Below are 24,148 nucleotides of genomic sequence, written 5' to 3' on the forward strand. Positions count from 1 at the left end.
ATTGTTCGAACGATTGAAAGTCGCGTCCCAGTACATCCTGCCAAAGCGGGGCCTTACCAGCTTTGCCGGTCGCATTGCCGAGGCGGAACGGGGCGCGCTGACGACCCGGCTGATAGGCTGGTTTGTCGGCAAATATGCGGTCGATATGAGCGAGGCCGGAAATCCGGACGTCGCCAGCTATAACAGCTTCAACGCCTTCTTCACCCGTCCACTCAAGGCCGACGCACGACCGATCACGAAAGCGGATTTTGCCTGCCCCGTGGATGGCGCGATCAGCCAGCTTGGTGCTATTGATGACCAGCATATCCTGCAGGCCAAGGGCCATTTGTTTACCTCGACCGAGTTGCTTGGCGGTGATTCAGCACTGGCAGCAGAGTTTCGCAACGGCAGCTTTGCCAATGTCTATCTGTCGCCCAAGGATTATCATCGCATCCACATGCCATGTGACGGCAGGCTTAAAAGCATGACCTATGTGCCGGGCGCGCTGTTTTCCGTTAACCCCGCCACGGCGCGCGGCGTGCCCAATCTTTTCGCGCGCAACGAGCGGGTAATCTGTGTGTTTGAATCACCGGAACATGGCACGTTCGCGATGGTCCTGGTCGGTGCTACCATCGTCGGCAGCATGGCAACGGTCTGGCACGGCCTCGTAAAGCCAAAGCCCGCGAACAAGATTAGGCAGTGGACCTATACTGACCAGAACATCACGCTCGAAAAGGGCGAGGAGATGGGCCGATTCCTGCTCGGCTCTACGGTCGTCATGCTGTTCCGCCCGAACAGCATCGCTTTTCAACCGACTGGGCACCGGAGAGATCGGTGCGTCTCGGCGAAACAATGGGTCACCGGCCTGGATTTTGAACATTTGTCGACTGGCTTGCGAACAAGCGACGAAGCGGTCACGTTATTATTCGCTTGGCTCCCTGATTGCTACCGACAGGTCCGCTAGTCGCCGTTGCGCACAGCTGACCGCGCGTCCGGATGGCGAATTCCGGGCCGTTCCCGGGATGTGGGCATTTGGTCCGCAACATCGACAAAGCAGAGCTTGGGCTCGCTTTTCAGCAACTTCCGTTTCCGACCCAATCGTGGACGTTCGCATTAACCTGATCTAGTGTCCGATGCTGTGGCGAAAGCTGTCTTTTTTGACCGATATTGATCCAGTCTATTGACTTACCCAAGGCACTGAGCCTCGAGTACTGAGAACGAATTAAGATGAGCGATAATATTGACTAAGGTTGTAAATATCTTGAGACAGTTGACTATTTTCAGCTTAGTGAGCGCACTTGTCTCGGCGTTCAGCATATTTTCGATGCTCGAAATCATTTGGCAGTTCGGAATATCGCCAGTCATCAGCGACCTTTTGCAATATTACAGGACGCTATCGCAGTGGGCGTTGGGCTGGATTGGATGGCCGTGGAGCTGGAGGCTCTCCCTCGTTGCCCGTGATATATTGGGGCTGCAACTCTTGTGCGCCGGAATACTATTGCGATCCGGTGCAATTAGAGACTTAACCGTCCGGAGTGCCAATGATAATATCAGACCAGCAGGTCCGGTTTTGAAATTTTTATTCCTCGCTACGCCACTTGGTATATTTTGTTGTTACAGTGCGTTGCAGGGAGTTATCATGTCACCATTCGCGGAGGACGATCGCTCTTCAAGCCTCAGTAAGCAAGTTCTGCCATTTGTGCTGTCGAGTATCTTGGCGCTGTTCGTCATCTTTGCGTTCAATGCTTATGGCGTATCAGCCGTTAGCATGTAGAACTCGATTTATTTGCGGAGAGGTAAACATGGCGGTCGATAGAAAACTTTGGGCTGAGTCTTTTACAAATGGACTACCACATTGGCCTTGTCCCACGTGCACGAAGGGGCATCTCGTGGTCATGGAGGGCAAGTTGTGGAATGAAGAAACTGGGCCATCAAAGGCTGCGCATAGCCATGATGCCTGGGACTTAGAGTGGATCGAAAAACGCTTTGTCGGTTTGCTTGAGTGCAGCATGCCAGTTTGCAAGGAATTGGTGGCTGTCGGAGGTTCATCAAGCATAGATTATTATCAAATCGGTGAAAATGAGTATGTTGATGACACTTATTATCGCGTGGAATCGCTGCATCCGGCGCCTATTCCGATTTCCTGCCCCGAGGAAACTCCGGCGCCAGTGGAAGAATCCATCCGTGAAGCATCTTCTTTATTTTGGCAAAGCCCCGAGTCTACAGCAAATAAAATACGACAAGCGGTCGAGAATTTGATGAATGTTCATGGCATCGATAGCAAGGATGGCAAAGGCAATCACGTCAATTTACACGTGCGGATTGAGCAGTTTTCAATAACCGATGCACTCAACGGCGAGGTGCTATTAGCTACCAAATGGTTAGGAAATAGTGGTAGCCATGTGGGAGGTATCAGCCGCGAGGAAGTTCTGGACGCCTTTGATATGATTGAGCTGGTGTTGGAAAACCTATACGGCAAGACCAAAGATGAAATTATGGCGAAGGTCGCTGCGGTGAACGCTGCTAAGGGTGCCAAAAAGAAACCTTGATCGCGGAAATTTGCCGATGCCAACCAAACAGTTTGCAACTAGGCGTCTATTTTATACTGGTTGATCAAACGCAAATCGACGTCCGCTTTTGGAGTGTTGCCATCTTTAGCAAAAGCATTGTCGAATGACCGCCTTCCACCCAATTTCCGTCATCCAACGAGACCGCGGCCACCGTCCGCTTTCCGGATATTGCTGAGTCCAGACCTAAACCGGCGCCGTAACCCCGGCATCGCGCATGCCGCGCCAGATCTGTAGCGCCTGCACCGTTTCCGGCACATCGTGCACCCGAACGATCTGCGCGCCCTGCTGGATCGCGTGATGGGCGAAGGCAATCGAGCCGCCGAGACGTTGGTCGACCGGCGCTTCCTTGGATAGCGCCCCGATCATCCGTTTGCGACTGGCACCGATCAATAGCGGCTGACCCAATGCATGGAACATCGCGATATTGTTCATCAGGGCGAGATTGTCGGTCAGCGACTTGCCGAAGCCGAGGCCCGGATCAATGATGATCTTGTCGCGCTCGAAGCCTGCCGCGACCACCTCAGCGACCCGCTGCTCCAGCCAGTCGAGCGTATCGGTAACGATATTGCCATAGCCGTCGCCCTTGTGCGGGTCCTTGCCGCTGGAGGGCGCGTGCATCAAGATCACCGGAAGACCGGACACGCCGGCCACCTCGAGCGATCTCTTGTCGTGCAGCAAGGCCGAGACATCGTTGATCAGATGGGTGCCCGCAGCGATTGCCGCCTCCATCACCGCCGCCTTGCGCGTGTCGATGGAAATGGCAGCCCCGCAATGGGCCAGCTTTTCGATCACCGGCACCACGCGCTTGATTTCATCGCCTTCCCAGACCGGATCTGCGCCGGGCCTGGTGCTTTCACCGCCGATATCGAGGATCGATGCGCCGGCAACCGTCATGGCCAAGCCGGCTTCGGCCGCCTTTTCAGGATCATTCTGATGTTTGCCGCCATCGGAAAAACTGTCCGGCGTGATATTCAATATGCCCATGACATGCGGCTGGTCGAAGCGGATGGTCCGCTCTCCACATTTCAGAGCGTCATGCTGCCGGGTCAGATTGGCAAATAAAGTGGCGGCCCGCTCGGCCAATGGCTCGGGAAGGGCTTTCGACCATTCCGGCCATTGGGTGACGTTGACCAGGCCCCTGCGGTTCGGAAAATCGGCCTCAACTATCAGATATTCTATCTGAGAAAACCAAGTTAAACTGTTGTTTAACCATTGATTTTACCCTCATGCCATTGGGGACTATCGACAAATCCGACAGGCTTTAGATAAAGCCTGGCATCCGCCCCACATGCTTCCAATTCTTCCAATTGTCCCATGGCTTCCCCCTATCAGGGTTCAGTAGCCAGCAAATAAGTCTGGCGCAGATTGTCGATCGGCTTCAGGTCCTTGCCGTCCTTGTAATACCAATAGGTCCAGCCATTGCAGCTTGGTGCATTTTGCACGGTTGCGCCGATCTTGTGGATCGACCCTTCCTGACCTTCCCAGATCACCGAACCGTCTGCGCGAACCTTGACCTTATACTTGCGGTTCTTGCTGCACAGTTCGTCGCCGGGCTTCAGATAGCCGGTTTCGACCAGCGTTCCAAAGGCAACCCGCGGTTTGGACTTGGGCGACTGCATGGTCTTGAGTGCGCTTTCGTCTAGCGGCAGCGCCTCGGCAATGCGCTGTTCGGCGACTTCGCAATAGCTGTCCTCTTTCTCGCAACCGATCCATTCGCGGCCCAGTCTCTTTGCGACCGCGCCGGTCGTGCCGGTGCCGAAGAAAGGATCGAGCACAACATCGCCGGGATTGGTGGTTGCCAGCATGATGCGGTAAAGCAATGCTTCCGGTTTCTGGGTCGGGTGCGCCTTGGTGCCGTTGCGTTTCAGCCGCTCCTGACCACCGCAAATCGGCATCACCCAGTCGCTGCGCATCTGCAGTTCATCATTGAGATTCTTCATCGCGCGATAGTTGAATGTATATTTGGATTTTTCCGATTTCGATGCCCAGATCAATGTCTCGTGCGCATTGGTGAAGCGAGTGCCCTTGAAATTGGGCATCGGATTGGCCTTGCGCCAGATGATGTCGTTGAGGATCCAGTAGCCGAGGTCCTGCAGCGAAGCGCCAACCCGGAAAATATTGTGATAGCTGCCAATGACCCACAGGGATCCATCGGGCTTGAGAATACGGCGTGCTTCGGCCAGCCAGGCCTTGGTGAAGGCATCATAAGCGGCGAAGCTGTCAAATTGGTCCCAGGCATCGTCCACGGCGTCCACCTGACTACCCTCCGGACGGAACAAATCTCCGCCAAGCTGCAGATTATAGGGCGGATCGGCGAAGACCATATCGACCGATGCATCGGGCAGCGATGCCATCGCGGTGATACAGTCCATCTTCATGATCTGCCCCAGTGGCAGCTCGACAGCCTTTTTGCGGTGCGTGTTCCAGCGCTTGGCGCGGTGCGTGTTTTGGGCGCCTTAATGCGCTCGATAATCCCCATGAAACTCAATTCCTTTTTTCGATCGCGCCCGTGGTGAGTCCCAAATCGTCCGCGGTCAAGGCCGTTAACATAGGTTAAAGGCGTATCTTAATGGTTAACGGAAACTTGTCCGGGAGAACGAAAGGAGTCCGTCACCAGATATGGAGTCAGGGCCGCCGAGCCAGACTCAATCCCTAGTGGTGTGACGCAAAAGACTCGTTCGCGAAGTTTATTTGTTCAAAATCGGGAAATTGCCCGAAATCAAATTCGGTTCACAAAAAGCGGCGTTCAGGCTATATGCTTAATCAATAGTAAAGCTCGAAAGCGCAACAGCCCGGGGGCCGGTGAACAAATGGCACGTAATTTTCGCGACAAATATCAGCATGAATATGGCATCGCCCAGCAGAGCGACGAACCCCGCCCGCATCCCGGCGTGATCGTCGGCGGCGAGGCCGGGCGCGAGAAGCGCAAGGAATATGCGATCGTTTTCGGCTCCAAGATTTTCGGCTCGATTGCAGCGGTCTGGTGGATGTTTACCTATGATACCGGCTGGGTCGAATGGTCGGCCTTCATCGCCGGCTATATCGTGCTGATGCTCGGCATCGTCCTCGGCTTCCACCGCTATTATTCGCACAAGGCCTTCGAAACATCGGTGCCGATGCAATATATTCTCGGTGCCATGGCGCAAATGTCGATCCAGTCCTCGGTATTGCGCTGGGCCGCAGACCACCGGCGGCACCATGCCCATAGCGACGAGGTTGGCGACGTCCACAGCCCCTGGCTTGACGGCAAGGGCAAGCCAACCAGCAGGCTCAAGGGCATGTTCCACTCGCATTTCGGCTGGTTCATGGACGATTGCGTCACCGACATGAGCATCTACGGCAAGGGCCTTGCAGACAATGAGGTCGTGCTGTGGCTGCACAAGACGCGCTGGTTCTGGCTGGTCTTCTCGCTGATCATCTTCCCCGGTGTCTGGGGTCTTGTTTTCGGCGGCTGGGACCATGTGATCGGCACGATCCTGATCGGCGGCTATTTCCGGACCTTCGTGGTGCTGCAGATCACGCTCGGCATTTCCAGCTACGCCCATGTCGTGGGATCACAGCGCCATACCAAGGGCGTCGGCACCGCCCGGAACAGTTTCATCTTCTCGCTGCTGACCTTCGGCGAAGGCTGGCACAACAATCACCATAAGCATCCGCGCGCCAGCTTTCAGGGCATGGCCTGGTGGGAAATCGACATCGCCGGCTATGTCCTGCTGTTGCTCGAGAAAATGGGCCTGGTGTGGAATGTCACCCGGCAACCCAAATATATCAAAAGCGAGAGCGGCGAATGGGTTCTCGCAGAGCGCAAGATCGCGCCGAAACGCGCGGAAGTCGAAGCCTAGAGCAATTCCATCTGGGAGACCGGAGCGAAGCTTCTGCGGTGCAGCGGCGTCGGTCCATATTGCCTGAGCGCCGCCAGATGCTCGGCGGTGCCATAGCCCTTGTTCCGTTCCCAGCCATATTGCGGATATTGTTCGGCTGCGGCGATCATCAGCCGGTCCCGAAATTCCTTGGCGAGAATGGAGGCAGCGGAAATACAGGGATGCAGCGCATCGCCGCCGATCACCGCCTCGGCAGAATAGGTCCATTTCGGCAAGCGGTTGCCATCGACCAGTATATGATCGGGGACGGCATCCAGCCCTTCCACCGCGCGTGTCATTGCCAGCATCGTTGCCTGCAATATGTTGATCTCGTCAATCTCGGCCTCGGAACATTGGGCCACTGAAAAGCGGGCACATTCCATGATTTCCACTTCGAACCGCGCGCGCTTTGTTGCCGTCAGCTTCTTGCTGTCATCCAGCCCAGCAATAGCGTGATCATGCGGCAAGATCACCGCAGCGGCCACGACCGGACCGGCGAGCGGCCCCCTGCCCACTTCGTCCACGCCGGCGATCATCGCTCATCATCCTGAAAATCTGTCACAAACTGGTGTCCGAGCGGCCCGCTGCCTTCTCCAAGCCCCGGCGCTTCCAGTATCGCGATGCGGGTGAAGGATATGGCCTGCTCGAAAGCCGCGTTCAGATCCAGTCCGCTGCCGAGACCGACCGCCAGCGCGCTGGCGAAGGTGCAGCCGGTACCATGGGTTTCGCTGCTATCGATCCTTTTCCCTTCGATCCGCCTGACAAGGCCGCTTGGCGCATAGAGTTCGTCGACGACCACTGAACCGTCTCCGTGACCGCCCTTGGCCACCAGATGGCAGCCATGGCTCAAAATCTCGTCCTTGCCGCCCAGCGCTTCCAGTTCCGGCAGATTGGGCGTGACCACCGATGCCACGTCCATCAGCTTGCCGAACGCGGCTATCGTCTCGCTATCCGCCAGGATACTGCCGCTGGTCGCGATCATCACCGGATCGAAGACAATGGCGATGCCCAGCTTCTGCAGATAGTCCGCCACCGCTAGCGCTGCCGCCGCAGTACCGATCATGCCGATCTTGACCGCATCGACGCCGATATCGCTGACCACGGATTCGATCTGCTGCAGGATCATTTCGGTCGGCAGCTGGTGGACGGCCTGCACCCCGAGCGTATTCTGCGCGGTAATCGCGGTGATCGCCGTCATTGCATGCCCACCGAGCATGGTGATGGTCTTGATGTCCGCCTGTATGCCGGCCCCGCCACCGCTGTCCGAGCCGGCAATCGACAATATCCGTGGGCAGTTAGCGGTCACAGGAATAATGGCCCGACCTGGACGATCAGAAACCATTCAAAGGCACCGACGATCAATATGATGGGAAGCCAGAAGCGGCGGAAAAACCGCGCGCAAAATATAGAGGAGCAGCGTCACGAGGACCGGCAGGATCAGGCCCATGGCCACAATGGTTCTGGCGTCCATGGCGTCGAGAAAACCCAGCATCAGCCAGCAACTTCCTCTACCACCGCGCAAATGCGGTCGACCACAGCATTGACCTGAGCCTCGTCGTCACCTTCGGCCATCACCCGGATCAGCGGCTCGGTGCCCGATTTACGGATGACCAGACGGCCGCTGCCTGCCAGTTCCTTCTCCGCTTCGGCAATCACCGCCTTGACCTTTTCGCTCTCGAGCGGCTGGCCATCGCTGTAACGCACATTCTTGAGCAATTGCGGGACCGGATCAAAAAGATGCAGCAATTCGCTCGCCGGCTTTCCGCTATCGACCAGTTCACCGAGCACCTGCAGCGCTGCAACGGTGCCGTCGCCGGTGGTTCCGTGATCGAGCAGGATCATATGCCCCGACTGTTCGCCACCGACATTATAACCGCCCTTTTTCATCTCCTCCAGAACGTAGCGATCGCCGACCTTGGCTCGCACGAGATCGAGATTCTGCGCGTTGAGAAACCTTTCCAGCCCGAGATTGGACATCACCGTGGCAACAATTCCGTCCCCGCGGAGCAACCCGTTCCGGCTCCAGCTCCAGCCGATCAGAGCCATCAGCTGGTCGCCGTCGACCACCTGGCCCTTTTCATCGACCACGATCAAGCGGTCAGCATCCCCGTCCAGCGCGATACCGATATGCGCGCCGGATGCGACGACAGTTTCCTGCAAGGTTGCGACATCCGTCGACCCGCATTTGTCGTTGATATTGAGACCATTGGGACTGATCCCGAGCGTCACAACCTCGGCGCCCAGTTCCCATAGCGCAGAAGGCGCCACCTGATAGGCGGCGCCGTTGGCACAATCGCAAACGATTTTCAGGCCGTCCAGCCGGATATGGTCGGGCAAGGACATCTTGACCGCGTGAATATAGCGACCGCGCGCATCCTCGAACCGTTTGGCGCGGCCAATATCAGCCGCCGGGGCCAGCTTTGCCTCGTCTTCCAGATAGGCTTCGATGGTAAATTCATCCTCGTCGGACAGTTTGAAACCGTCCGGACCGAACAGCTTGATCCCATTGTCATAATAGGGATTGTGGCTGGCCGAAATCATCACCCCGAGATCGGCGCGCATCGAACGGGTCAGCAGGGCAACAGCGGGTGTCGGCAAAGGCCCGACCTGAACGACATCCATACCGACGCTGGTAAAGCCGGCAACCAGCGCATTTTCCATCATATAGCCGGACAGTCTGGTATCCTTGCCGATGACCACCCGGTGACGATGATCGCCGCGCTGGAAATGCCGCCCGGCGGCCTGCCCCACCTTCATGGCGATCTCTGCCGTCATCGGATGTTTGTTGGTCAGGCCGCGTATCCCGTCGGTACCGAAAAACTTCTTCATCATATCCACTTATTTCCCACCAAGATCGCGCCCGTTGCGCCTTTCTCTAGCCGATGGATCGGCTGGAGACCAAGAGGGAATGGAAGCGATAGCAAAAATTACACATAATCACCCCTTGCCAGCTCCAGCCCGCCATGGTTGATGGTCCGCTCGGCAAAGACAAAGGGATGGACCATTGAAAAAGCGCTGATCATATTGGTTGCCCTGATTCTAGGGATATTGATCGGACTCTTTGTCGGCCCGAGAAGCGCATTGCTGGTCGAGGCCGCCGATGTCGTCGGTAACATGTGGCTCAATGCCCTGCGCATGACGGTCATTCCGCTTGTCTTCACCCTGCTCGTCGTCGGCATCGGCAAGGCCGCATCCATGGCCCGCGCCGGAAGGATGACCGCCCGCGCGATCCTGTTCATGATATTCATTCTCTGGTGTTCGTCGGCCATGGCAGCGCTGCTGACACCGGCCTTGCTCGAATTTTTCCCGCTTGACGGCGATGCGGCAGCGGCGTTGCGCTCTGCCCTCGGGACTGCCGGACCGCCAGGAGAAGTCCCTCCGTTCAGTGAATTTCTCCGCGCCCTGATCCCGACCAATGCCATTGCCGCAGCAGCCGAGGATGCGGTGCTGCCGCTGATGATATTCGCGCTGGCTTTTGCCTTTGCGATCACCCGCCTGCCGACGCGCAAAGGATGATGCTGGACCAGTTTTTCAATGCGATCGCCGATGCGCTGCTGATCCTGATCCAGTGGGTTCTGGCGCTGGCACCGATCGGCGTTTTCGCCCTTGCCCTGGGCGTCGGCGCCAATGCCGGGCTCGCTGCCTTCGGGGCCTTGGCGCATTATGTGCTGATCGTCAGCAGCATCGGGATGGTGATCTGGATTTTCAGCTATATTCTGACTTATGTCGGCGCAAAGCGCGGACCCGTCGCCTTTTTCAAGGCTTCGGCACGGGCGCAGGCAGTAGCGATTTCCACGCAAAGCTCGCTCGCCTCGCTGCCGGCGATGGTGAACGGCGTCAAGACCCTGGGCGTCGGTGACCGCTCCGCCGATGTCGTCCTGCCGATCTCGGTTGCATTGTTTCGCGCCACCGGCCCCTGCATGAATTTGGCGGTGGCCATCTATGTCGCCCATCTCATGGGCATTGAACTGTCGGTCGGCATGCTCGCGATCGGTGTGGTCGTGGCGGCGATCACGACCATGGGGGCAGTCAGCCTGCCCGGCTCGATCAGTTTCATCACGTCGATCGCGCCGATCTGCATCGCGATGGGGGTCCCGATCGACCCCCTGGTGCTGCTTTTGGCAATCGAGACCTTTCCTGATATCATCCGGACAGTCGCCAATGTCAGCGCGGACATGAGCGTCACCGCGACAATCGCCAGAAGCGAGGGAGATTTGACATGAAATATCGCAAACTCGGACCCGAACTGGAAGTCTCGGCGCTGGGTCTCGGCTGTATGCCGATGGCAGGGATCGGCAAGAGCATGTACGGTACGGCGAGCAGCGCCGAAAGCCTGGCGACCATAGACCGGGCGATCGAATTGGGCGTCACCTTTTTGACACCGCCGAAGTCTACGGCCCCCATATCAACGAGGAATTGCTCGGGCGGGCGATCCGCGGCCGGCGCGAGCGGCTGGTCATCGCCACCAAATTCGGCTTTGCCATCAACGACGGTACGGTGCGCGGCGTGGATTCAAGCCCGGCCAATGTCCGAAAAGCCTGCGAAGGGTCGCTGATGCGGCTGGGCATCGATACAATCGATCTTTTCTACCAGCACCGCGTCGACCCCAATGTGCCAATCGAGGATACGGTCGGCGCAATGGCCGAGCTGGTGACAGAGGGAAAGGTCCGCTATCTTGGCCTGTCCGAAGCCGGAGCGGCTACGCTGAAAAAGGCGCATGCGACCCACCCGATCGCCGCGTTGCAGTCCGAATATTCGCTGTGGGAACGGGGTGTCGAGGAAGATATTCTGCCCGTCTGCCAGGACCTGAATATCGGCTTCGTGCCTTATAGCCCGTTGGGTCGCGGTTTTCTGACCGGCCAGATCAGCAGCCGCGAGGATCTTCCCCAGGATGACTATCGCCGGAACGATCCGCGCTATTCCGAAGAGAATTTCGCGCTCAACATGAAACTGGTCGACGTCGTCAAGACGGTTGCCGACCGGCATCACTGCTCACCCGCGCAAATTGCTCTGGCATGGCTGCTGGCCCAGGACGATTTTATCGTCCCGATCCCGGGTTCGAAACGGCGGGCGACGCTCGAAGACAGCATGGCCGCCGTCGATATCACGCTGACCGGAGCGGATCTCGACGAACTGGAAGCCGCAGCGCCGGTCGGCGGCACTGCGGGTCCTCGCTACGGCGAGACCATGATGTCGATGGTCCGGCTCTAGCGCCTAGCGGTCATAGGCTTTGGGCAAGGCGCCGGAGCGGGATTGGCATAGCGGTCCCGCAGGCGCATCTGGCGGTTGCTGAGCGACTGGTCGACACCGTCGATTATCACCTTTTCAACCTGGGTCGACAGCTCCAGCGGATCGCCGGTCCAGATCACCACATCGGCCTGGCGGCCGGCCTTGAGAGACCCCAGCTGTCCGCCGACATCCATGATCTCCGCAGGCACCGAACTGATCGCGGCAAAAGCCTCGTCCCAGCTCAGCCCGGTGGCGCGCGGAACCTTGTTCAACGCCACAAGATTACCGGCATATTGCACCGAATAGCGCAGCTGGTGCGCGTCACGGTCGTTGATCATACCGATGGCAACCTTGACCCCGGCATCCTTCATCCGACCGATATTGGACTGTGTGGACGCCAGATCCTCGAAACCATAAGGCAGATCGCTGAGCGCCGAAGCGAGTACGGGCACGCCGGCTGCGGCAATATGATCGGCCACGCGCCAGCCTTCATTCACCCCGACCAGTACCATTTTCAGGGCCGGAAAATCCTTGCGCAAGTCGAGGACCTTCAGAATGTCATTGGCGCTTTCGACATGGACCAGCAGCTTGGTGTTGCCGTTGATGACGGGTAGCAGAGCCTTCGCGTCCGATGCCTTGAGCAGATCACTGTCAAAGGCCGCCGGATTGCGGGCATAAGTGCGTGCCTCTTCGAGCAGCGCCCGGAAATGGATATGCGAGGCTGACCGGCTGCCCCTGCCCGGCGATGACCTGTCTCGCCCAGTTCGACAAACTGGAATGCGCGCGCGCGGGTGATCGGATCTTCATCCTGCCCGAGGTCGACGATCGCCCCGAATCCGCCGAAGATGGAGCTTGAGGTGCTCGGCGAAACCACCGCTCTCGTCACCCCTGCGGCGCGGTTGACGGCAACTGCCGAAGCAAAGGGGTTGATCGCATATTGCACGTCCAGCGCAGCCGAAAAGGGCGAACGGCTGGCGTTCATGTCGTTGGTCTGGCTGACCGCCCCGACCTCGACCAAGCCGATCCGGCTGAACCCGGCAAAATGCCCGGTGTCACCCATTTGCCGGTGGCGTCGATCCGTCGTGCATCGGCGGGAATGGAGATATTGGCACCGGCAGCAACGACGCGGTCGTTGCGGATCAATACCGTACCGCCGTCGATCGGCGCGCTGCCGTCGCCGATCACGACTTTGCCGCCGGTAATGGCGGTGGTCTGCGCAGCAAGCGGCGCAGCGATCAGGGCCGCAGCGGAGACGAGCAATGTGGCAAGGCGCTTCATTTCACGTCTCCTTCACCGGGCTGGCCGAGTTCGAAATCGCTGACCGGGCGGCGGCTGGGATCGCCGCTGTCAAACATCAGCGCGCCGTCAATCCAGACCTTTTCGGGCCGCGCATATACGCTCAGCGGATTGCCGTTCCACAGTACCAGATCAGCCATCTTTCCGGGTTTCAGGCTACCGGTCATCTCGTCAATGCCCATGGCTTTCGCCGGATTGAGCGTGATCCAGCGGATTGCCTGTGCGTCGCTGATCTCTATGCCCATTGCCCGGCCATCGGCCAGAGCCTTGGCCGCTTCCTGGTTGAGCCGCTGGATCTGGTTTTCATCATCGCTGTGGATGATCACGCAGGCGCCGGCATTCTGCAACAGCGCCGCATTTTCCGGGATCGCGTCATAGGCTTCCATCTTGAAGCCCCACCAGTCGGCCCAGACGGCGGAACAAATGCCCTCTTCGGCCAGAATGTCGGCGATTTTATAGCTTTCGACCGCATGGTGAAAGGCAGTGACCTTATAGCCGAATTCCTTCGACATATCGATAATCTGGGCAAGCTCGTCCGCGCGGTAGCAATGGTTATGGACGAGAATATCCCCGTCGAGCACGCCGGCCAGAGTTTCCTTGCCGAGATCGCGCTTCTGGCTCTTGCCGGCGTTGCGCTTGTCGCGATAATCCTGAGCGTCGATCCATGTCTGCCGGTTGAGCGCGAGATTGCCCATACGGGTCGACGGCATCCGGTTGCGATTGCCATATACACGCTTGGGATTTTCGCCGCAGGCCATTTTCATGCCATAAGGCGCACCGGGAAATTTCATCGCCTGCACGGTGCGCGCAGGGACATTTTTCAAGGTGACCGAGCGGCCGCCGAACAGATTGGCCGAGCCTGGCAGAATTTGCAGCGCCGTGATGCCGCCATTGGCCAGGGCACGGGAAAATCCCGGATCATGCGGCCAGACACTATGTTCGGCCCAGACTTCCGGGGTCACCGGCGAGGTCGCTTCATTGCCATCATCATGGGCTGACACGCTGGGCGTCGGATAGTCGCCGAGATGGCTGTGCACGTCGATGATGCCGGGCGTGACATATTTACCGGTACCATCGACAATGGTCGCATCGGCCGGGATGGCCGTGTCGGGGCCGCCGATCGAGGAGATTTTCCCGCCCGCCATGAACACTGTTCCCCGCTCGATCCGGCCGCCCTCACCATCGTAGATGGTCACGCCGGTGATAGCGGTGGGCGCCGAAGGATAGGCGCGGTAGGTCGAGGGAAATGCGACCTTGGCCGGTTTGCTCGATTTCACGGGCGGTGAGGCGCTAGCCGAATTTGTATCCGCCGCATTGGCCGTACAGCCGGCCAACAGCGATCCGCCAGCAACCAGCGCCAGCAAAGCCCCAAATTTCATAGCAAAGCCCCTCAGTCTTATGGTTTGGTCGTTGGGTGGATACCGGCAGCCTGTGGTTCGCCCACTTCCCGCTGGCCTTCCAGATCATCGCCGACATTGTCGTCCTTCAGCGTGTCAAGATGCATCAGATTTCTGATCAGCGGGGATATCACGAGAACACCGATCCCAACGGCGATCGCCACCCAGCCAACGGTGGAATAGACATCCAGCACAACCTGCTTGCCCGCTTCCTCGCCCACGCCTTCAGCGCCTGTTGCGGAAGCGATGAGACCTGCGGCAAAATTGCCGGTTGCCGATGCGAAGAACCATGTACCCATGATCAGGCTCGCCATATGGGCGGGAGCCAGCCGGTTCATCGCCGACAAACCGACCGGCGACAGGCAGAGTTCACCAGTTGTGTGCAGCAGGTAGATCAGGAAGATGAAGATCACAGGCGTCGCATTTTCAAGTCCGGCAGACTGCGCGCCCCAGACCAAAACCAGAAAGCCGAGACCAACCTGAACAACACCCAGACCGAATTTGAACGGCGCGGATGGCTCGATTCCCTTGCGGCCCATCACCGTCCATAGCGTCGCAAATACCGGCGCCAGCAGGATGATGTAGATCGCGTTGATCGACTGGAAGGTCGAGGCAGGAACACCGGCGCGATCAACATGCCGGTCGGTGAACAGGTTCAGCGAAGAACCAGCCTGCTCGAACAGCGCCCAGAATATGATTGATGTCAGGATCAGGAACATTGCCGCGAAGATACGGTCGCGTTCGTCGGATGCCAGCTTCGTGACCGCGGTCACCAGCACATAGAGAACCAGCGCGCCGCCAAACAGGCCGAGCACGTAGCCGACCATGTCCTGGAACTGAATGGCCAGCCAGCAGATACCGACAAGTACCAAACCGATGATATACATCCACCATTCCAGCTTCAGTCCGCCAACAGGCTTGTTCAGAAGCTCCGGATCCTTGGCTTCGCCGCGTCCGAGCAGGAGGGGTTTGCCCCAGATGAAGACAACCAGGCCAAGCAGCATGCCGATGCCGGCCAGACCGAAACCATAAGCCCAGCCATAGGTTTCACCGATATAGCCGCAAAGCAGCGAGCCCATCGCCGCGCCCAGATTGATGCCCATGTAGAAGATCGTATAGGCGCCGTCGCGTCGCACATCGGTGCGGGGATAGAGCTGGCCGACAATCACCGAGATATTGGCTTTCAGAAAGCCGGAGCCGACGATGATAAGCGCGAGCGCCAACCAGAATATGCTGATGATCGGGTTATCGACGTGGCCAATCCCGGCGTCGCCCTCGAAGGCCATGAAGAAATGGCCGAGCGTAAGCAGCACGGCCCCGAACAGCACGGCCTTTCGTTGTCCCAGATATTTGTCCGCCAGATAACCGCCGACGACAGGGGTAATATAGACAAGCGCCGTATAGGCGCCATAAATGATACCGGATTCGCTATCGGAAAAGAGCCAGTGCTTGGTCAGGTAGAAGATAAGCAGCGCGCGCATGCCGTAATAGGAAAAACGTTCCCACATTTCTGCGAAAAACAGAACAAACAGCCCCTTGGGGTGGCCGAGGAATGTCCCTCTTGCATCACCCGATTCCAGATACGCTCCCGCCATATAAATACTCCCCGGCAATAGACTTGGGCCGCATAATCCGGCCCGGTTGCCTCGCACCCTAATGATAAAAATGCGCAAGTGAAGCATATTGTTTCAAGCGAGACCGGTTTTCCGCAAATTCGCCTTGCAATCGGCCCCGTCTCTTCCGAAGTGACAATCATGACCGAAAAGCAATTCAACGATCTCAGCAGCCTCGCCAGCTACCTCCCCTCCCGCCGCTCCGGACGGCCGCGCGACATGATCGCACCCGGACCAGGCAAGGCGCAGATTGAAGAGATTGTCACCATTGCCCTGCGCACGCCGGACCATGGCAAGCTGGCGCCGTGGCGCGTGGTTGCAGTCAGTGACGATCAGCGCAGCCTTCTCGCCAAAGGCATCCATAATGCCTATCTGAAGGAGCGGCCGGATGCCGGACGGATGGAACTCGAATCGCTGGAGTCAATGGCGTGCCAAGCGCCGACCCTGCTCGTTTTGCTATATTCGCCGGTGGAATCGACCAAGATTCCCCTCTGGGAACAGGAGCTCAGCTGCGGCGCCTTTGCGATGAACATCCTCCATGCCACCCATGCCATGGGCTTTGTCGGCGGCTGGATCACCGGCTGGCCGGCTTTCAACGATGATGTGCGCGATCTGTTCGGCGCCGCTCCGGAAAGAATCGCCGGCTTCCTCTTTCTGGGGACGGCAGGCGCAGAACTGACCGAGCGCCCCCGGCCGGAGCTTGCCGACATATTGTCATTCTGGGACCCGGCGACGCCGGATTAGAGGCTGGATCTCAGGCCAGGTTCCCGAGAAAACGGAACTTACGCCTTGCCCGCTTCGCTGTATTATGGCAGTGCAGCAGCATGAACAACAGCAACAAACCGGTCTATCTCAAATTGCGGGACATTATTTCCGAATCCATTCTCGACGGTGAATATGGCGAAGGCGACATGCTGCCGTCGGTCCGTGTCTTCGCCGCCGAACAGGGCGCCAATCCCCTGACCGTGGCAAAAGCCTATCAGGGCTTTCAGGAAGACGGCCTGGTCACGGTGAAGCGCGGGGTTGGCATGTTTGTCGCAGCCGGCGCGAAAAACCGTCTGCGCCTCGCCCAGAGAGAGGATTTCATCAAGAATATCTGGCCCCCGGTCGAGCGCCAGATGAAGCGGCTGGACCTGTCGATCGAAGATCTGGTGAAAAGCGACGCCTGAACCGCCGTCAGCTTTTGATCTTGCTCCGTTCGGCGCGCTGCTCTGCATAGGCGCGACGCAGGCTTTTCCGGTAAACCGGATTGTCCGGCATGATCGCTACCGCTTTCCTGAGCAAGCTTATGGCCTGTTTCCGGCGGGTCTTGTCCTCCAGCAGCGCCAGACCATAGAGATGCGTCACCACCGGACTTGACGGCTGCACCCGATAGGCAATCCGCCCGGCGGCGATAGCCTTTTCGGTGTGCCCGAGACCGGTATAGGCCTGGGTCAGGCCTGCCATGATCAGGGCGTCATTGCTGCCAATGCGCTGGCGCAGATTTTCCAGAATATGGGCCGCAACGGACCAGCTTTCGGTTTCCAGATGGGCATAGGCCATCCAGCGCAGCCCCGCGATATTGCCGGGATTGTAATTGAGATATTGCGCGAGATCCTCGCCCGCCTGCTGCATCTCGCCTTTCGCGCGCAAAACTTCGACCAGACGCAGCATCACCGGTTCGGAAAAGCGGATGCTGCGCGCCTGTCCGAGCGCGTCCAGCGCCTCGTCATAATTGCCCATGGTCGCGGCGACGTCGGCGACCAGAATATGGGCCGCGCTCGCGCCACGATTGCCTTGTTGCAGCCGCTTCGCTTCGGCAAAGGCGGCATCATAATCACCCGCCGTGTAGAGCGCGCGAATATAGGGAACCACCACCCGCGCATCGTTCGGGTTGCGCTGCGCTTCGGCGCGCAGCACGCTGAGCGGGGCGGCCGCCATGAAGGCGCTCTCCCGTCCGAAATCATGAACCGCGGCGCGGTTCATGATGGCCGCGGCCTGCCCCCGCTCACCGATCGATTCGAGCGCGCGGCCCGCCAGCCACAGCGCATAGGGATCGGCGCCGCTCCGGTTGACCTGTGGCTTGAGAATATCGACCGCATCGCTAGCGCTCCCCGCAAGATAGAGCGAACGTGCCAGCAGGTTCTGCGCCTGCCTGTTGTTCGGCTGGATCGAGACGAGCCGCTGGAACTTGTCGACCGCGGCATTAGGATTGCCCTCGGCATGTTCGATGATCCCCTGCACCAGCAAAACCGCAGGAACATCGTCGATCGCGCCTCCGGTTTTCTGCATCAGTCGTCTCGCCAGATCATATTGTCCCGCCCGGGCCGCGAGCACCGCCTGCATGAAGAAGGCGCGCGGGTTCTTGCCATCGAGGGCGATGATCTTGCGCGCGACGACCAGCATGTCGGTCATCCGCCCCATATCCCCCAGCGTCGCCGCATATTCGGTCAGCAAGGGCACATCATTGGGATCCAGTTCCAGTGCCCGTTCGAACCAGGGCAATGCCGCGCCGAGACCGAACTGGAACCGCAACAGCTCCCCGCGATATTGCAGCGCCCGGATATTGGCGGGGTCCAGCCTCACCGCCTCGTCAACCGCATTGGTCGCCCCGGCCTGGTCCCCGGAACGTGACCGGAAGCGGGCGATGTCGACCCAAAGATCGGGATTCTCGCCGTCCAGTTCCATCGCCCGGTTATAGGCCGCACCAGCCAGTGGCTCATCGCCCATTTGCAGGGCAACCTTGCCCATGATCCGCGCAGCATAGCCTTGATGTTTCCTCGGGATGTCATTGGTCAGCAACTGGTCGCGCGCCTTTTGCGCCTTGCCCTGCAGCGAATAGGCATGCCCGTAGAGATGTCGCACATATGCCGGATCGATTCCGAGTTCCACGGCCCGGTCCAGTTCCGCCTCGGCCCCGATCCCGTCCCTTAGCTTCAGCAACACTTCTGCCTGCGCCACCCGCGCGTCAATCCACTGCGGATCGGCCTTGATCGCATTCAGCAATTCGATCCGCGCCGACCGCACATCGCGTTTGGCGCGAAACTGCTCGGCCCTGGCAAAGGCGTCTCGTGCGTCCTCACTGCCTTCGCTGGCGCCATATATGGCCGTCGGGACCCCGGCCAGGGCCAGGGCCAGGGCTGACGCGAGCAGGACCGGCTTGCTGGTCAGGCGCAGTTTCTGGACAAGATCGGACAGCATGGTTCAGCTGGCTTGCTGCAACTTATATTGCTTGAGCAGATCATAAAGTGTCGGCCGGCTGATCCCCAGCAATTTGGCCGCATTGGAAATATTGCCGCTGGTCTGCGAAATCGCCCGCAGGATCGCCGAACGGTCGGCGGCTTCGCGCGCAGCTTTCAGGTTCAGCAGATCGGTCGCCGCATTTTCGTCGACGTCCAGATCAAGATCGCCGGCGGTGATCATCTTGCCGTCGGCCATGATCACCGCGCGCTTGATCCGGTTTTCCAGTTCCCGAACATTGCCGGGCCAGTGCCAGGCCTCCAGCGCGGCCAGCGCGTCGGGTGCAATCCCCTTGACCGCCGGATTGATTTCCGCAGCGAATTTTTCTGGAAATGCCGCGCCAGCAGGCTGGCATCGCCCGAGCGCCCGGACAGGGGCGGGATCTTGATCACGATTTCGGCCAGACGATAATAGAGATCCTCGCGAAAATCATTGTCCTTGATCATCGTCTCGAGATCCTGATGGGTCGCGCAAACGATCCGTGTATCGACGGCTATCGGCTTGCGTCCGCCGATCCTTTCGATCACCCGCTCCTGGAGAAAGCGCAGCAATTTCACCTGGAGCGGCAGCGGGATATCGCCAACCTCGTCGAGGAAAAGCGTGCCGCCGGCGGCCTGTTCGATCTTCCCTTCGGTCGTCTTGATGGCGCCGGTAAAGGCCCCTTTTTCATGGCCGAACAATTCGGATTCCAGCAGATTTTCCGGAATGGCCGCACAGTTGATGGCAACAAAGGCCTTGTCGCGACGATCACTGGAATCGTGCAGACCCTTGGCCAGCAATTCCTTGCCGGTACCGCTGGCGCCCAGCAGCATGACCGAGGCGTTGGTATTGGCCACCCGCTCGATCATCTGGGCCACTTTCAGCATTTCCGGCGCGCCGGTGATGATCTCTCCCAATATATAGCCGTCGCTGTTGCTCCGGGCGGCAAGGCTGGCATTTTCCTGTTCCAGATTGCGCACGTGAAAGGCGCGCCTGACAATCAAGCCAAGCTCGTCGATATCCACGGGCTTCTGGTAGAAATCCCATGCGCCGCCGGATATCGCCCGCAAGGCGCTGGCTTTTTCGCCATGGCCGGAGGCAACAATGACCTTGGTGTCGGGCTTCAGGCTCAATATCGCTTCCATGGTCGCGAAGCCTTCCGTGGTGCCGTCCGGGTCCGGCGGCAGCCCCAGATCAAGCGTAACCACATCCGGCTCTTCCGAGCGCAGCTTTTCGATCGCAGTCTCGCGGTCGCCGGCGATGATGACATCGAAATCGTCATAGGCCCATTTCAGCTGTTTCTGCAGACCCGGATCGTCTTCAACGACCAGCAGTTTCTCTTTTCTGGGTTGCTCTTTGTCCGGCATCATGCGGCCCTTTCGTCAGCGGGAATATCTTTCGGCAAATGTTTGGCGAGCGGCAGAAGCAGCGTGAAGCGGCTCCCCACATTTTCGGTGCTCTCCACTTCCAGACGCCCGTTCATCGACCGTGCCAGTTCGCGCGCTTCATAGGCTCCGATTCCAAAGCCGCCCTGTTTGCTTGATGAGAAAGGCTTGAAGAGCTGGTTGCGGACAAATTCGGCGGACATGCCGGTGCCCTGGTCACAGACTTCGATGGCGACGCTCAGGTCACGGCGCCGCGCGTTGATGGTGATCGGCTGGTCTTCGGTGCTGGCGTCAATCGCATTCTGGATCAAATGACCCAGTATCTGTTCCACCCGGGCCGGATCCGCGAAAATCGTCAGATCATCGACACGGCTGCATTCCAGACTGTGAAGCAACCGCTTCTTCTCGATGATCGAGCGGATAAGGTCGGCAACCTTGACCGACTTCGGTTCCTCGGGGTGGCTCTTGTTATGCTGCGACAGGCGTTCGAGCAGCCCGTTCATCCGGTCGGCCGAATCCTGCAGCGTCTCGATCATATCCGCCTGAAACTCGGGATTGTCAGCATGGCGCTTGGCGTTGCGCGCCAGCAGGCTGAGCTGGCTGACCAGATTTTGATATCATGCATGATGAAGGCCATGCGGCGGTTGAATTCATCGAACCTCTGCGCCTCCGACAGGGATTCCTGACTGCGCGATTCAGCGAGATAGCTTGCCACCTGGCGGCCGACAACGCGGAGCATGTCGAGATCCTCCCAGTCCAGTTTGCGGTCGATTCTGGGACGCGCCAGCAACATCAGCCCGGCAAGCCGGTCAAAATGTACCAGCGGCACCGCAACCCATGCCTGATCATCTTTGGTCATCCATTCGGGAATGGCGGCGGCATCGCATTTGTCATCCTTGCCCGCCCGCAACGTGTCAAATTCGACGATATGACTGGTGCTTTCGAGAAAGGGGATGGTTCTCGTCGTGCAGGCACGCGCCGGGACCTCGATTGATGACCAGTTCCAGCGGGATTGCAGCACCAGTTGCCCGGATTCATCAGGCACCAGCAAAATCCCGGCTGGCGACTCCGTGATATCGGCGATCGCCTTGATCACCCGTTGGTGGAACGGCGCGCTATCCACGCCGGGCCGGCCGATAGTATCCGTGAAACGGATCCACTCCGATCGATAGTCATAGCGGTGCTGGAAGAAATTCTTCGCCAGCTTCACCTTCAGCCAGGCGCGGAAACGGCCCGATGGCAACAGCAACAAGGCACCGATGGTTGCTCCGAACAGGAAGCTGATCTGGGCCAGACGGGCATAGTCACCGCCGATGATCTGCAACGCCGTCGCGATCACAACCATCATCAGCAGATAGCTGCCGATCGCCACCAGCGACAGAGAACGGAAAGCGACGCTGCGCGACAGTTTCAGATTCCATTCCGTGTTGCGCAAGGACGCCAGGGCCAGGATAGCGCGATCACCGCGATCATCGGCCCGCGCATCGCGTGCAGTTCCATGGGCACGCTCTGGGTCAGATAGGTGATTGTGAACAAATTGAGATCATAGGTCCAGATCGCGGCCAGTGAGGCCATCGGCAACCGGATGCCCCAGCGGGTTTCCGGCGCCGAAATCGAATAGAGATTGTGCACCAGAACCAGGCGCCCACGGCAAAGATCATCCGCAGCACCAGCGAGGTATAAAGCGTCACATTTTCCAGCCGCGGACTGCCGGAAAAGGCCGGAAGCATTGAATCCACCAGGATCTGCCCGACGAGCACGAAGGAGAGCGCCGCATAGATGCCGTTGACCGTCTTCGGCTCGTCGCGGCCTTCCCCTGCCCGCAGCAGGATGAACATGAAGCCGAGCCAGCCAAAATTGCGCAGGGTTTCCGCAAAACGCGAAATCGGTGACAGATATCCCTCGACCGCGATCGACAATGCCCAGAAACTGGTCAGCGTGATCGCGATGATCAGCCATATCTGCTTGTTGTTGCGTTCAACCTTCCGCTGGAATTGCCAGATCGCCAGCGCGCCGAAAAGCGCGGCGGCGATGCCGTGACCGAACAGGCTGATATAGTCGAGAAGCGATCCCATATCAGCGCGCTCCTTCCGGCCACAACACGACCCTGATGGTCTGCAGGATGATCAGCAAATCGAGAAATGGTGTGTAATTTTTGCATAATAGAGATCATATTCAAGCTTGTGCCGGGAATCCTCGGTCGACGCGCCGTAGGGATAGTTGATCTGCGCCCAGCCGGTGATCCCGGGTTTGACGATATGACGCTCCGCATAATAAGGCATTTGCGTCTGCAGATCATCGACAAATTGCGGCCGTTCCGGACGCGGACCGACGAAGCTCATCTCGCCCTTCAACACGCTCCAGGCCTGGGGCAGCTCGTCAATCCGGACCTTGCGGATGAAATTGCCGATGCGCGTGATCCGCGGATCATTTTCACTCGCCCATATTGCCTCGCCATCCGGCTCTGCATCGGCGCGCATGGAGCGAAGCTTCAATATGTTGAACCTCTGGCCGTAGAGACCGACGCGCTCCTGTTTGAAAAAGGAACCGCCGCGGCTTTCCAGCCTGATCAGCAGCGCAAAGAGCAGGATTACCGGCCCGGTCAGGATCAGCAACAGGAAGCTCAGGAATATGTCGAAACCCCGCTTGAACGTGGTCGACGGCCGCCGCCCCGAGGAAAAGCCGTCGGAAAAGATGAACCAGCTCGGATTGACGCTATCCAGATCGACCCGTCCGGTTTCGCGTTCGAGAAAGCTGGACAGATCGTTGACATGCACGCCAGTCGTCTTGATCGTCAGCAAATCGGCGACGGGAAGCGCATTGCGTCTTTCCTCGAGCGCCAGAACCACTTCGCTGACCTCGAGATCGATCACATGCTGCGGCAGATTGTCGATATCCTGACGGCGGACCGCGCTGTCAATCACGCGCGCCCCTTCGTTCATCGAGACATAGCCGGCAACGATGAAGCCGCATTCCGGGCGTTTTTCCAGCGCGGCGATAGGCGCGGCCCGCGGCCCTGCCCCAAGGATGAGCAGCCGTCGCTTGAAAATATCGCTGTCGAGCATGGTCCCCAGCAGGACGCGAATGACCATCAGGAAGGTGATCGCCAGGATCATCGCGTAGAGTGAATTGGAGCGCCAGAGCGTGATGCCGGGCAGCGCGAAAGCGAGCAGGGAGAGGAAAATAACCCCCAGCGAGATGGCGACCAGGATACGGGCGGCGGCAAAGCGCAGGGATTGCAGCGCCTCGGGTCCGTATACACCGACCGCGATCAGCGCCAGTTGCAGGGCAAAGGCAAAGCTGAATATCGGCCCAGGACGATCGAAAATCGTTCCGACCCCCATGTCGATCTGGATCGCGCGCAATATCCAGCCCACTTCCGCGGCTGCGAGCAGCAGCGCGAAATCGATCAAACCCAGAAAGATGACAGGGTAAGGAATATAATGTTTGAACAATCGGATCATATCGCGCGTCGTCTTTCCTTGGTCAGCTTCGGCCATAAGGAAAATTCGTTAGCTGTCGGTAAATTTTACAGAATAAAATCCGCGCAGGCGCTCTCTTTCGTCGATATTGTTCAATATACCGACAGTCGCACCTATTGGTAAACGCCGGTTTCACGCA

20 protein-coding genes and 4 pseudogenes are annotated in these 24,148 nt (G+C 58.6%); 9 read left to right on the forward strand and 15 right to left on the reverse strand.

The features are described from left to right. The first annotated feature begins 1 nt into the window (after position 1). The 3 genes from asd (at position 2) to C8024_RS19315 (ending at position 2,528) form a co-directional block, all read left to right on the forward strand. Entirely contained in the window at positions 2–943 is a 942-nt protein-coding gene (gene asd, locus C8024_RS19305; protein ID WP_254306126.1) for an archaetidylserine decarboxylase, read from the forward strand. A gap of 297 nt (positions 944–1,240) precedes the next feature. Next, positions 1,241–1,753 (forward strand): hypothetical protein, encoded by a 513-nt coding sequence (locus tag C8024_RS19310; RefSeq protein WP_173208241.1) that lies wholly within the window; start codon positions 1,241–1,243, stop codon positions 1,751–1,753. A 121-nt stretch (positions 1,754–1,874) separates the two neighbouring features. Continuing rightward, positions 1,875–2,528, forward strand: a complete 654-nt coding sequence (locus tag C8024_RS19315; protein WP_173208243.1) for a DUF4145 domain-containing protein — start codon at positions 1,875–1,877, stop codon at positions 2,526–2,528. Positions 2,529–2,732: 204 nt separating this feature from the next. On the opposite strand, the gene folP is transcribed toward C8024_RS19315, so the two are convergent. Together folP and C8024_RS19325 are read right to left on the reverse strand one after the other, a co-directional pair. Beyond that, entirely contained in the window at positions 2,733–3,632 is a 900-nt protein-coding gene (gene folP / locus C8024_RS19320) for a dihydropteroate synthase (protein WP_367947449.1), read from the reverse strand. 245 nt (positions 3,633–3,877) lie between these two features. Beyond that, positions 3,878–4,945: a site-specific DNA-methyltransferase gene (locus C8024_RS19325; RefSeq protein ID WP_302051667.1), complete on the reverse strand. Its 1,068-nt coding sequence runs from the start codon at positions 4,943–4,945 to the stop codon at positions 3,878–3,880. Between the two features lie 414 nt (positions 4,946–5,359). Here C8024_RS19325 and C8024_RS19330 point away from each other — a divergent pair, with 414 nt between their 5' ends. Next, positions 5,360–6,391 (forward strand): acyl-CoA desaturase, encoded by a 1,032-nt coding sequence (locus C8024_RS19330; RefSeq protein WP_173208249.1) that lies wholly within the window; start codon positions 5,360–5,362, stop codon positions 6,389–6,391. On the opposite strand, the gene C8024_RS19335 is transcribed toward C8024_RS19330, so the two are convergent. Genes C8024_RS19335 through glmM form a run of 4 tightly spaced genes read right to left on the reverse strand, consistent with a single transcriptional unit; the run spans position 6,388 to position 9,241 of the window. Then, entirely contained in the window at positions 6,388–6,945 is a 558-nt protein-coding gene (locus C8024_RS19335) for a ribonuclease HII (protein WP_173208252.1), read from the reverse strand. The two genes, C8024_RS19330 and C8024_RS19335, sit on opposite strands and share 4 nt — an antisense overlap. Beyond that, a complete protein-coding gene (thiD, locus tag C8024_RS19340) occupies positions 6,942–7,715 on the reverse strand; it encodes a bifunctional hydroxymethylpyrimidine kinase/phosphomethylpyrimidine kinase (RefSeq protein WP_367947450.1) in 774 nt (257 codons plus the stop codon). Before thiD ends, C8024_RS19335 begins: the two co-directional genes overlap by 4 nt. Positions 7,716–7,751: 36 nt before the next feature. After that, a complete protein-coding gene (locus C8024_RS19345) occupies positions 7,752–7,901 on the reverse strand; it encodes a hypothetical protein (RefSeq protein ID WP_173208258.1) in 150 nt (49 codons plus the stop codon). After that, positions 7,901–9,241 (reverse strand): phosphoglucosamine mutase, encoded by a 1,341-nt coding sequence (glmM, locus tag C8024_RS19350; protein WP_100094611.1) that lies wholly within the window; start codon positions 9,239–9,241, stop codon positions 7,901–7,903. Before glmM ends, C8024_RS19345 begins: the two co-directional genes overlap by 1 nt. A 192-nt stretch (positions 9,242–9,433) precedes the next feature. On the opposite strand from glmM, the gene C8024_RS23895 reads away from it, so the two are divergent. The 3 genes and pseudogenes from C8024_RS23895 (at position 9,434) to C8024_RS19360 (ending at position 11,620) form a co-directional block, all read left to right on the forward strand. Further along, on the forward strand, positions 9,434–9,925 hold the full coding sequence (locus C8024_RS23895; RefSeq protein ID WP_367947451.1) for a cation:dicarboxylase symporter family transporter: 492 nt from the start codon (positions 9,434–9,436) through the stop codon (positions 9,923–9,925). Next, the gene (locus C8024_RS23900; RefSeq protein WP_367947452.1) at positions 9,922–10,632 is read left to right on the forward strand and encodes a dicarboxylate/amino acid:cation symporter; all 711 of its coding nucleotides are present in this window, start codon (positions 9,922–9,924) and stop codon (positions 10,630–10,632) included. Before C8024_RS23895 ends, C8024_RS23900 begins: the two co-directional genes overlap by 4 nt. Continuing rightward, positions 10,629–11,620: pseudogene (locus tag C8024_RS19360) on the forward strand (aldo/keto reductase). Before C8024_RS23900 ends, C8024_RS19360 begins: the two are co-directional and overlap by 4 nt. A gap of 3 nt (positions 11,621–11,623) precedes the next feature. Here C8024_RS19360 and C8024_RS19365 read toward each other — a convergent pair. The 3 genes and pseudogenes from C8024_RS19365 to C8024_RS19375 form a co-directional block, all read right to left on the reverse strand. After that, positions 11,624–12,916 (reverse strand): annotated as a pseudogene (locus tag C8024_RS19365) (amidohydrolase family protein). Next, positions 12,913–14,313 (reverse strand): amidohydrolase, encoded by a 1,401-nt coding sequence (locus tag C8024_RS19370; protein WP_173208260.1) that lies wholly within the window; start codon positions 14,311–14,313, stop codon positions 12,913–12,915. Before C8024_RS19370 ends, C8024_RS19365 begins: the two are co-directional and overlap by 4 nt. Before the next feature lie 17 nt (positions 14,314–14,330). Next, positions 14,331–15,926, reverse strand: a complete 1,596-nt coding sequence (locus tag C8024_RS19375) for a peptide MFS transporter (RefSeq protein ID WP_173208263.1) — start codon at positions 15,924–15,926, stop codon at positions 14,331–14,333. 159 nt (positions 15,927–16,085) lie between these two features. Here C8024_RS19375 and C8024_RS19380 point away from each other — a divergent pair, with 159 nt between their 5' ends. Both C8024_RS19380 and C8024_RS19385 read left to right on the forward strand, forming a co-directional pair. Beyond that, positions 16,086–16,688 carry a nitroreductase gene (locus tag C8024_RS19380; protein WP_173208328.1) on the forward strand — a complete coding sequence of 201 codons (603 nt, stop codon included), beginning with the start codon at positions 16,086–16,088 and terminating at the stop codon, positions 16,686–16,688. Between the two features lie 80 nt (positions 16,689–16,768). Beyond that, positions 16,769–17,113, forward strand: coding sequence for a GntR family transcriptional regulator (locus C8024_RS19385; protein ID WP_100094605.1), 345 nt, complete (start codon positions 16,769–16,771; stop codon positions 17,111–17,113). Between the two features lie 7 nt (positions 17,114–17,120). Here the strand turns inward: C8024_RS19385 and C8024_RS19390 are convergent, their stop codons facing one another. The 6 genes and pseudogenes from C8024_RS19390 to C8024_RS19405 form a co-directional block, all read right to left on the reverse strand. Next, the gene (locus C8024_RS19390; protein WP_173208266.1) at positions 17,121–19,124 is read right to left on the reverse strand and encodes a tetratricopeptide repeat protein; all 2,004 of its coding nucleotides are present in this window, start codon (positions 19,122–19,124) and stop codon (positions 17,121–17,123) included. Positions 19,125–19,127: 3 nt separating this feature from the next. After that, positions 19,128–20,509: pseudogene (prsR, locus tag C8024_RS19395) on the reverse strand (PEP-CTERM-box response regulator transcription factor). Next, the gene (locus C8024_RS22355; RefSeq protein WP_254306127.1) at positions 20,509–21,063 is read right to left on the reverse strand and encodes an ATP-binding protein; all 555 of its coding nucleotides are present in this window, start codon (positions 21,061–21,063) and stop codon (positions 20,509–20,511) included. Before C8024_RS22355 ends, prsR begins: the two are co-directional and overlap by 1 nt. After that, positions 21,060–21,962, reverse strand: coding sequence for a GAF domain-containing protein (locus tag C8024_RS22360; protein WP_254306128.1), 903 nt, complete (start codon positions 21,960–21,962; stop codon positions 21,060–21,062). Before C8024_RS22360 ends, C8024_RS22355 begins: the two co-directional genes overlap by 4 nt. A 79-nt stretch (positions 21,963–22,041) precedes the next feature. Further along, on the reverse strand, positions 22,042–22,602 hold the full coding sequence (locus C8024_RS22365) for a hypothetical protein (RefSeq protein WP_254306129.1): 561 nt from the start codon (positions 22,600–22,602) through the stop codon (positions 22,042–22,044). Position 22,603: 1 nt separating this feature from the next. Then, positions 22,604–23,991 (reverse strand): annotated as a pseudogene (locus C8024_RS19405) (TIGR03013 family XrtA/PEP-CTERM system glycosyltransferase). Positions 23,992–24,148 lie beyond the last annotated feature (157 nt).

Origin of the sequence: Sphingopyxis sp. BSNA05, from assembly GCF_013265645.1 — a bacterium.
Classification (GTDB): Bacteria; Pseudomonadota; Alphaproteobacteria; order Sphingomonadales; family Sphingomonadaceae; genus Parasphingorhabdus.

Excerpts from the sequence above, each read along its gene's own strand:
- C8024_RS19315 (WP_173208243.1), top strand. The coding sequence starts at position 1,875 with ATGGAGGGCAAGTTGTGGAATGAAGAAACTGGGCCATCAAAGGCTGCG.
- C8024_RS19330 (WP_173208249.1), top strand. The coding sequence starts at position 5,360 with ATGGCACGTAATTTTCGCGACAAATATCAGCATGAATATGGCATCGCC.
- C8024_RS19335 (WP_173208252.1), bottom strand. The coding sequence starts at position 6,945 with ATGATCGCCGGCGTGGACGAAGTGGGCAGGGGGCCGCTCGCCGGTCCG.
- C8024_RS19345 (WP_173208258.1), bottom strand. The coding sequence starts at position 7,901 with ATGCTGGGTTTTCTCGACGCCATGGACGCCAGAACCATTGTGGCCATG.
- glmM (WP_100094611.1), bottom strand. The coding sequence starts at position 9,241 with ATGATGAAGAAGTTTTTCGGTACCGACGGGATACGCGGCCTGACCAAC.
- C8024_RS23900 (WP_367947452.1), top strand. The coding sequence starts at position 9,922 with ATGATGCTGGACCAGTTTTTCAATGCGATCGCCGATGCGCTGCTGATC.
- C8024_RS19370 (WP_173208260.1), bottom strand. The coding sequence starts at position 14,313 with ATGAAATTTGGGGCTTTGCTGGCGCTGGTTGCTGGCGGATCGCTGTTG.
- C8024_RS19375 (WP_173208263.1), bottom strand. The coding sequence starts at position 15,926 with ATGGCGGGAGCGTATCTGGAATCGGGTGATGCAAGAGGGACATTCCTC.
- C8024_RS19380 (WP_173208328.1), top strand. The coding sequence starts at position 16,086 with ATGACCGAAAAGCAATTCAACGATCTCAGCAGCCTCGCCAGCTACCTC.
- C8024_RS19385 (WP_100094605.1), top strand. The coding sequence starts at position 16,769 with ATGAACAACAGCAACAAACCGGTCTATCTCAAATTGCGGGACATTATT.
- C8024_RS19390 (WP_173208266.1), bottom strand. The coding sequence starts at position 19,124 with ATGCTGTCCGATCTTGTCCAGAAACTGCGCCTGACCAGCAAGCCGGTC.
- C8024_RS22355 (WP_254306127.1), bottom strand. The coding sequence starts at position 21,063 with ATGATCGAGACGCTGCAGGATTCGGCCGACCGGATGAACGGGCTGCTC.
- C8024_RS22365 (WP_254306129.1), bottom strand. The coding sequence starts at position 22,602 with ATGGGATCGCTTCTCGACTATATCAGCCTGTTCGGTCACGGCATCGCC.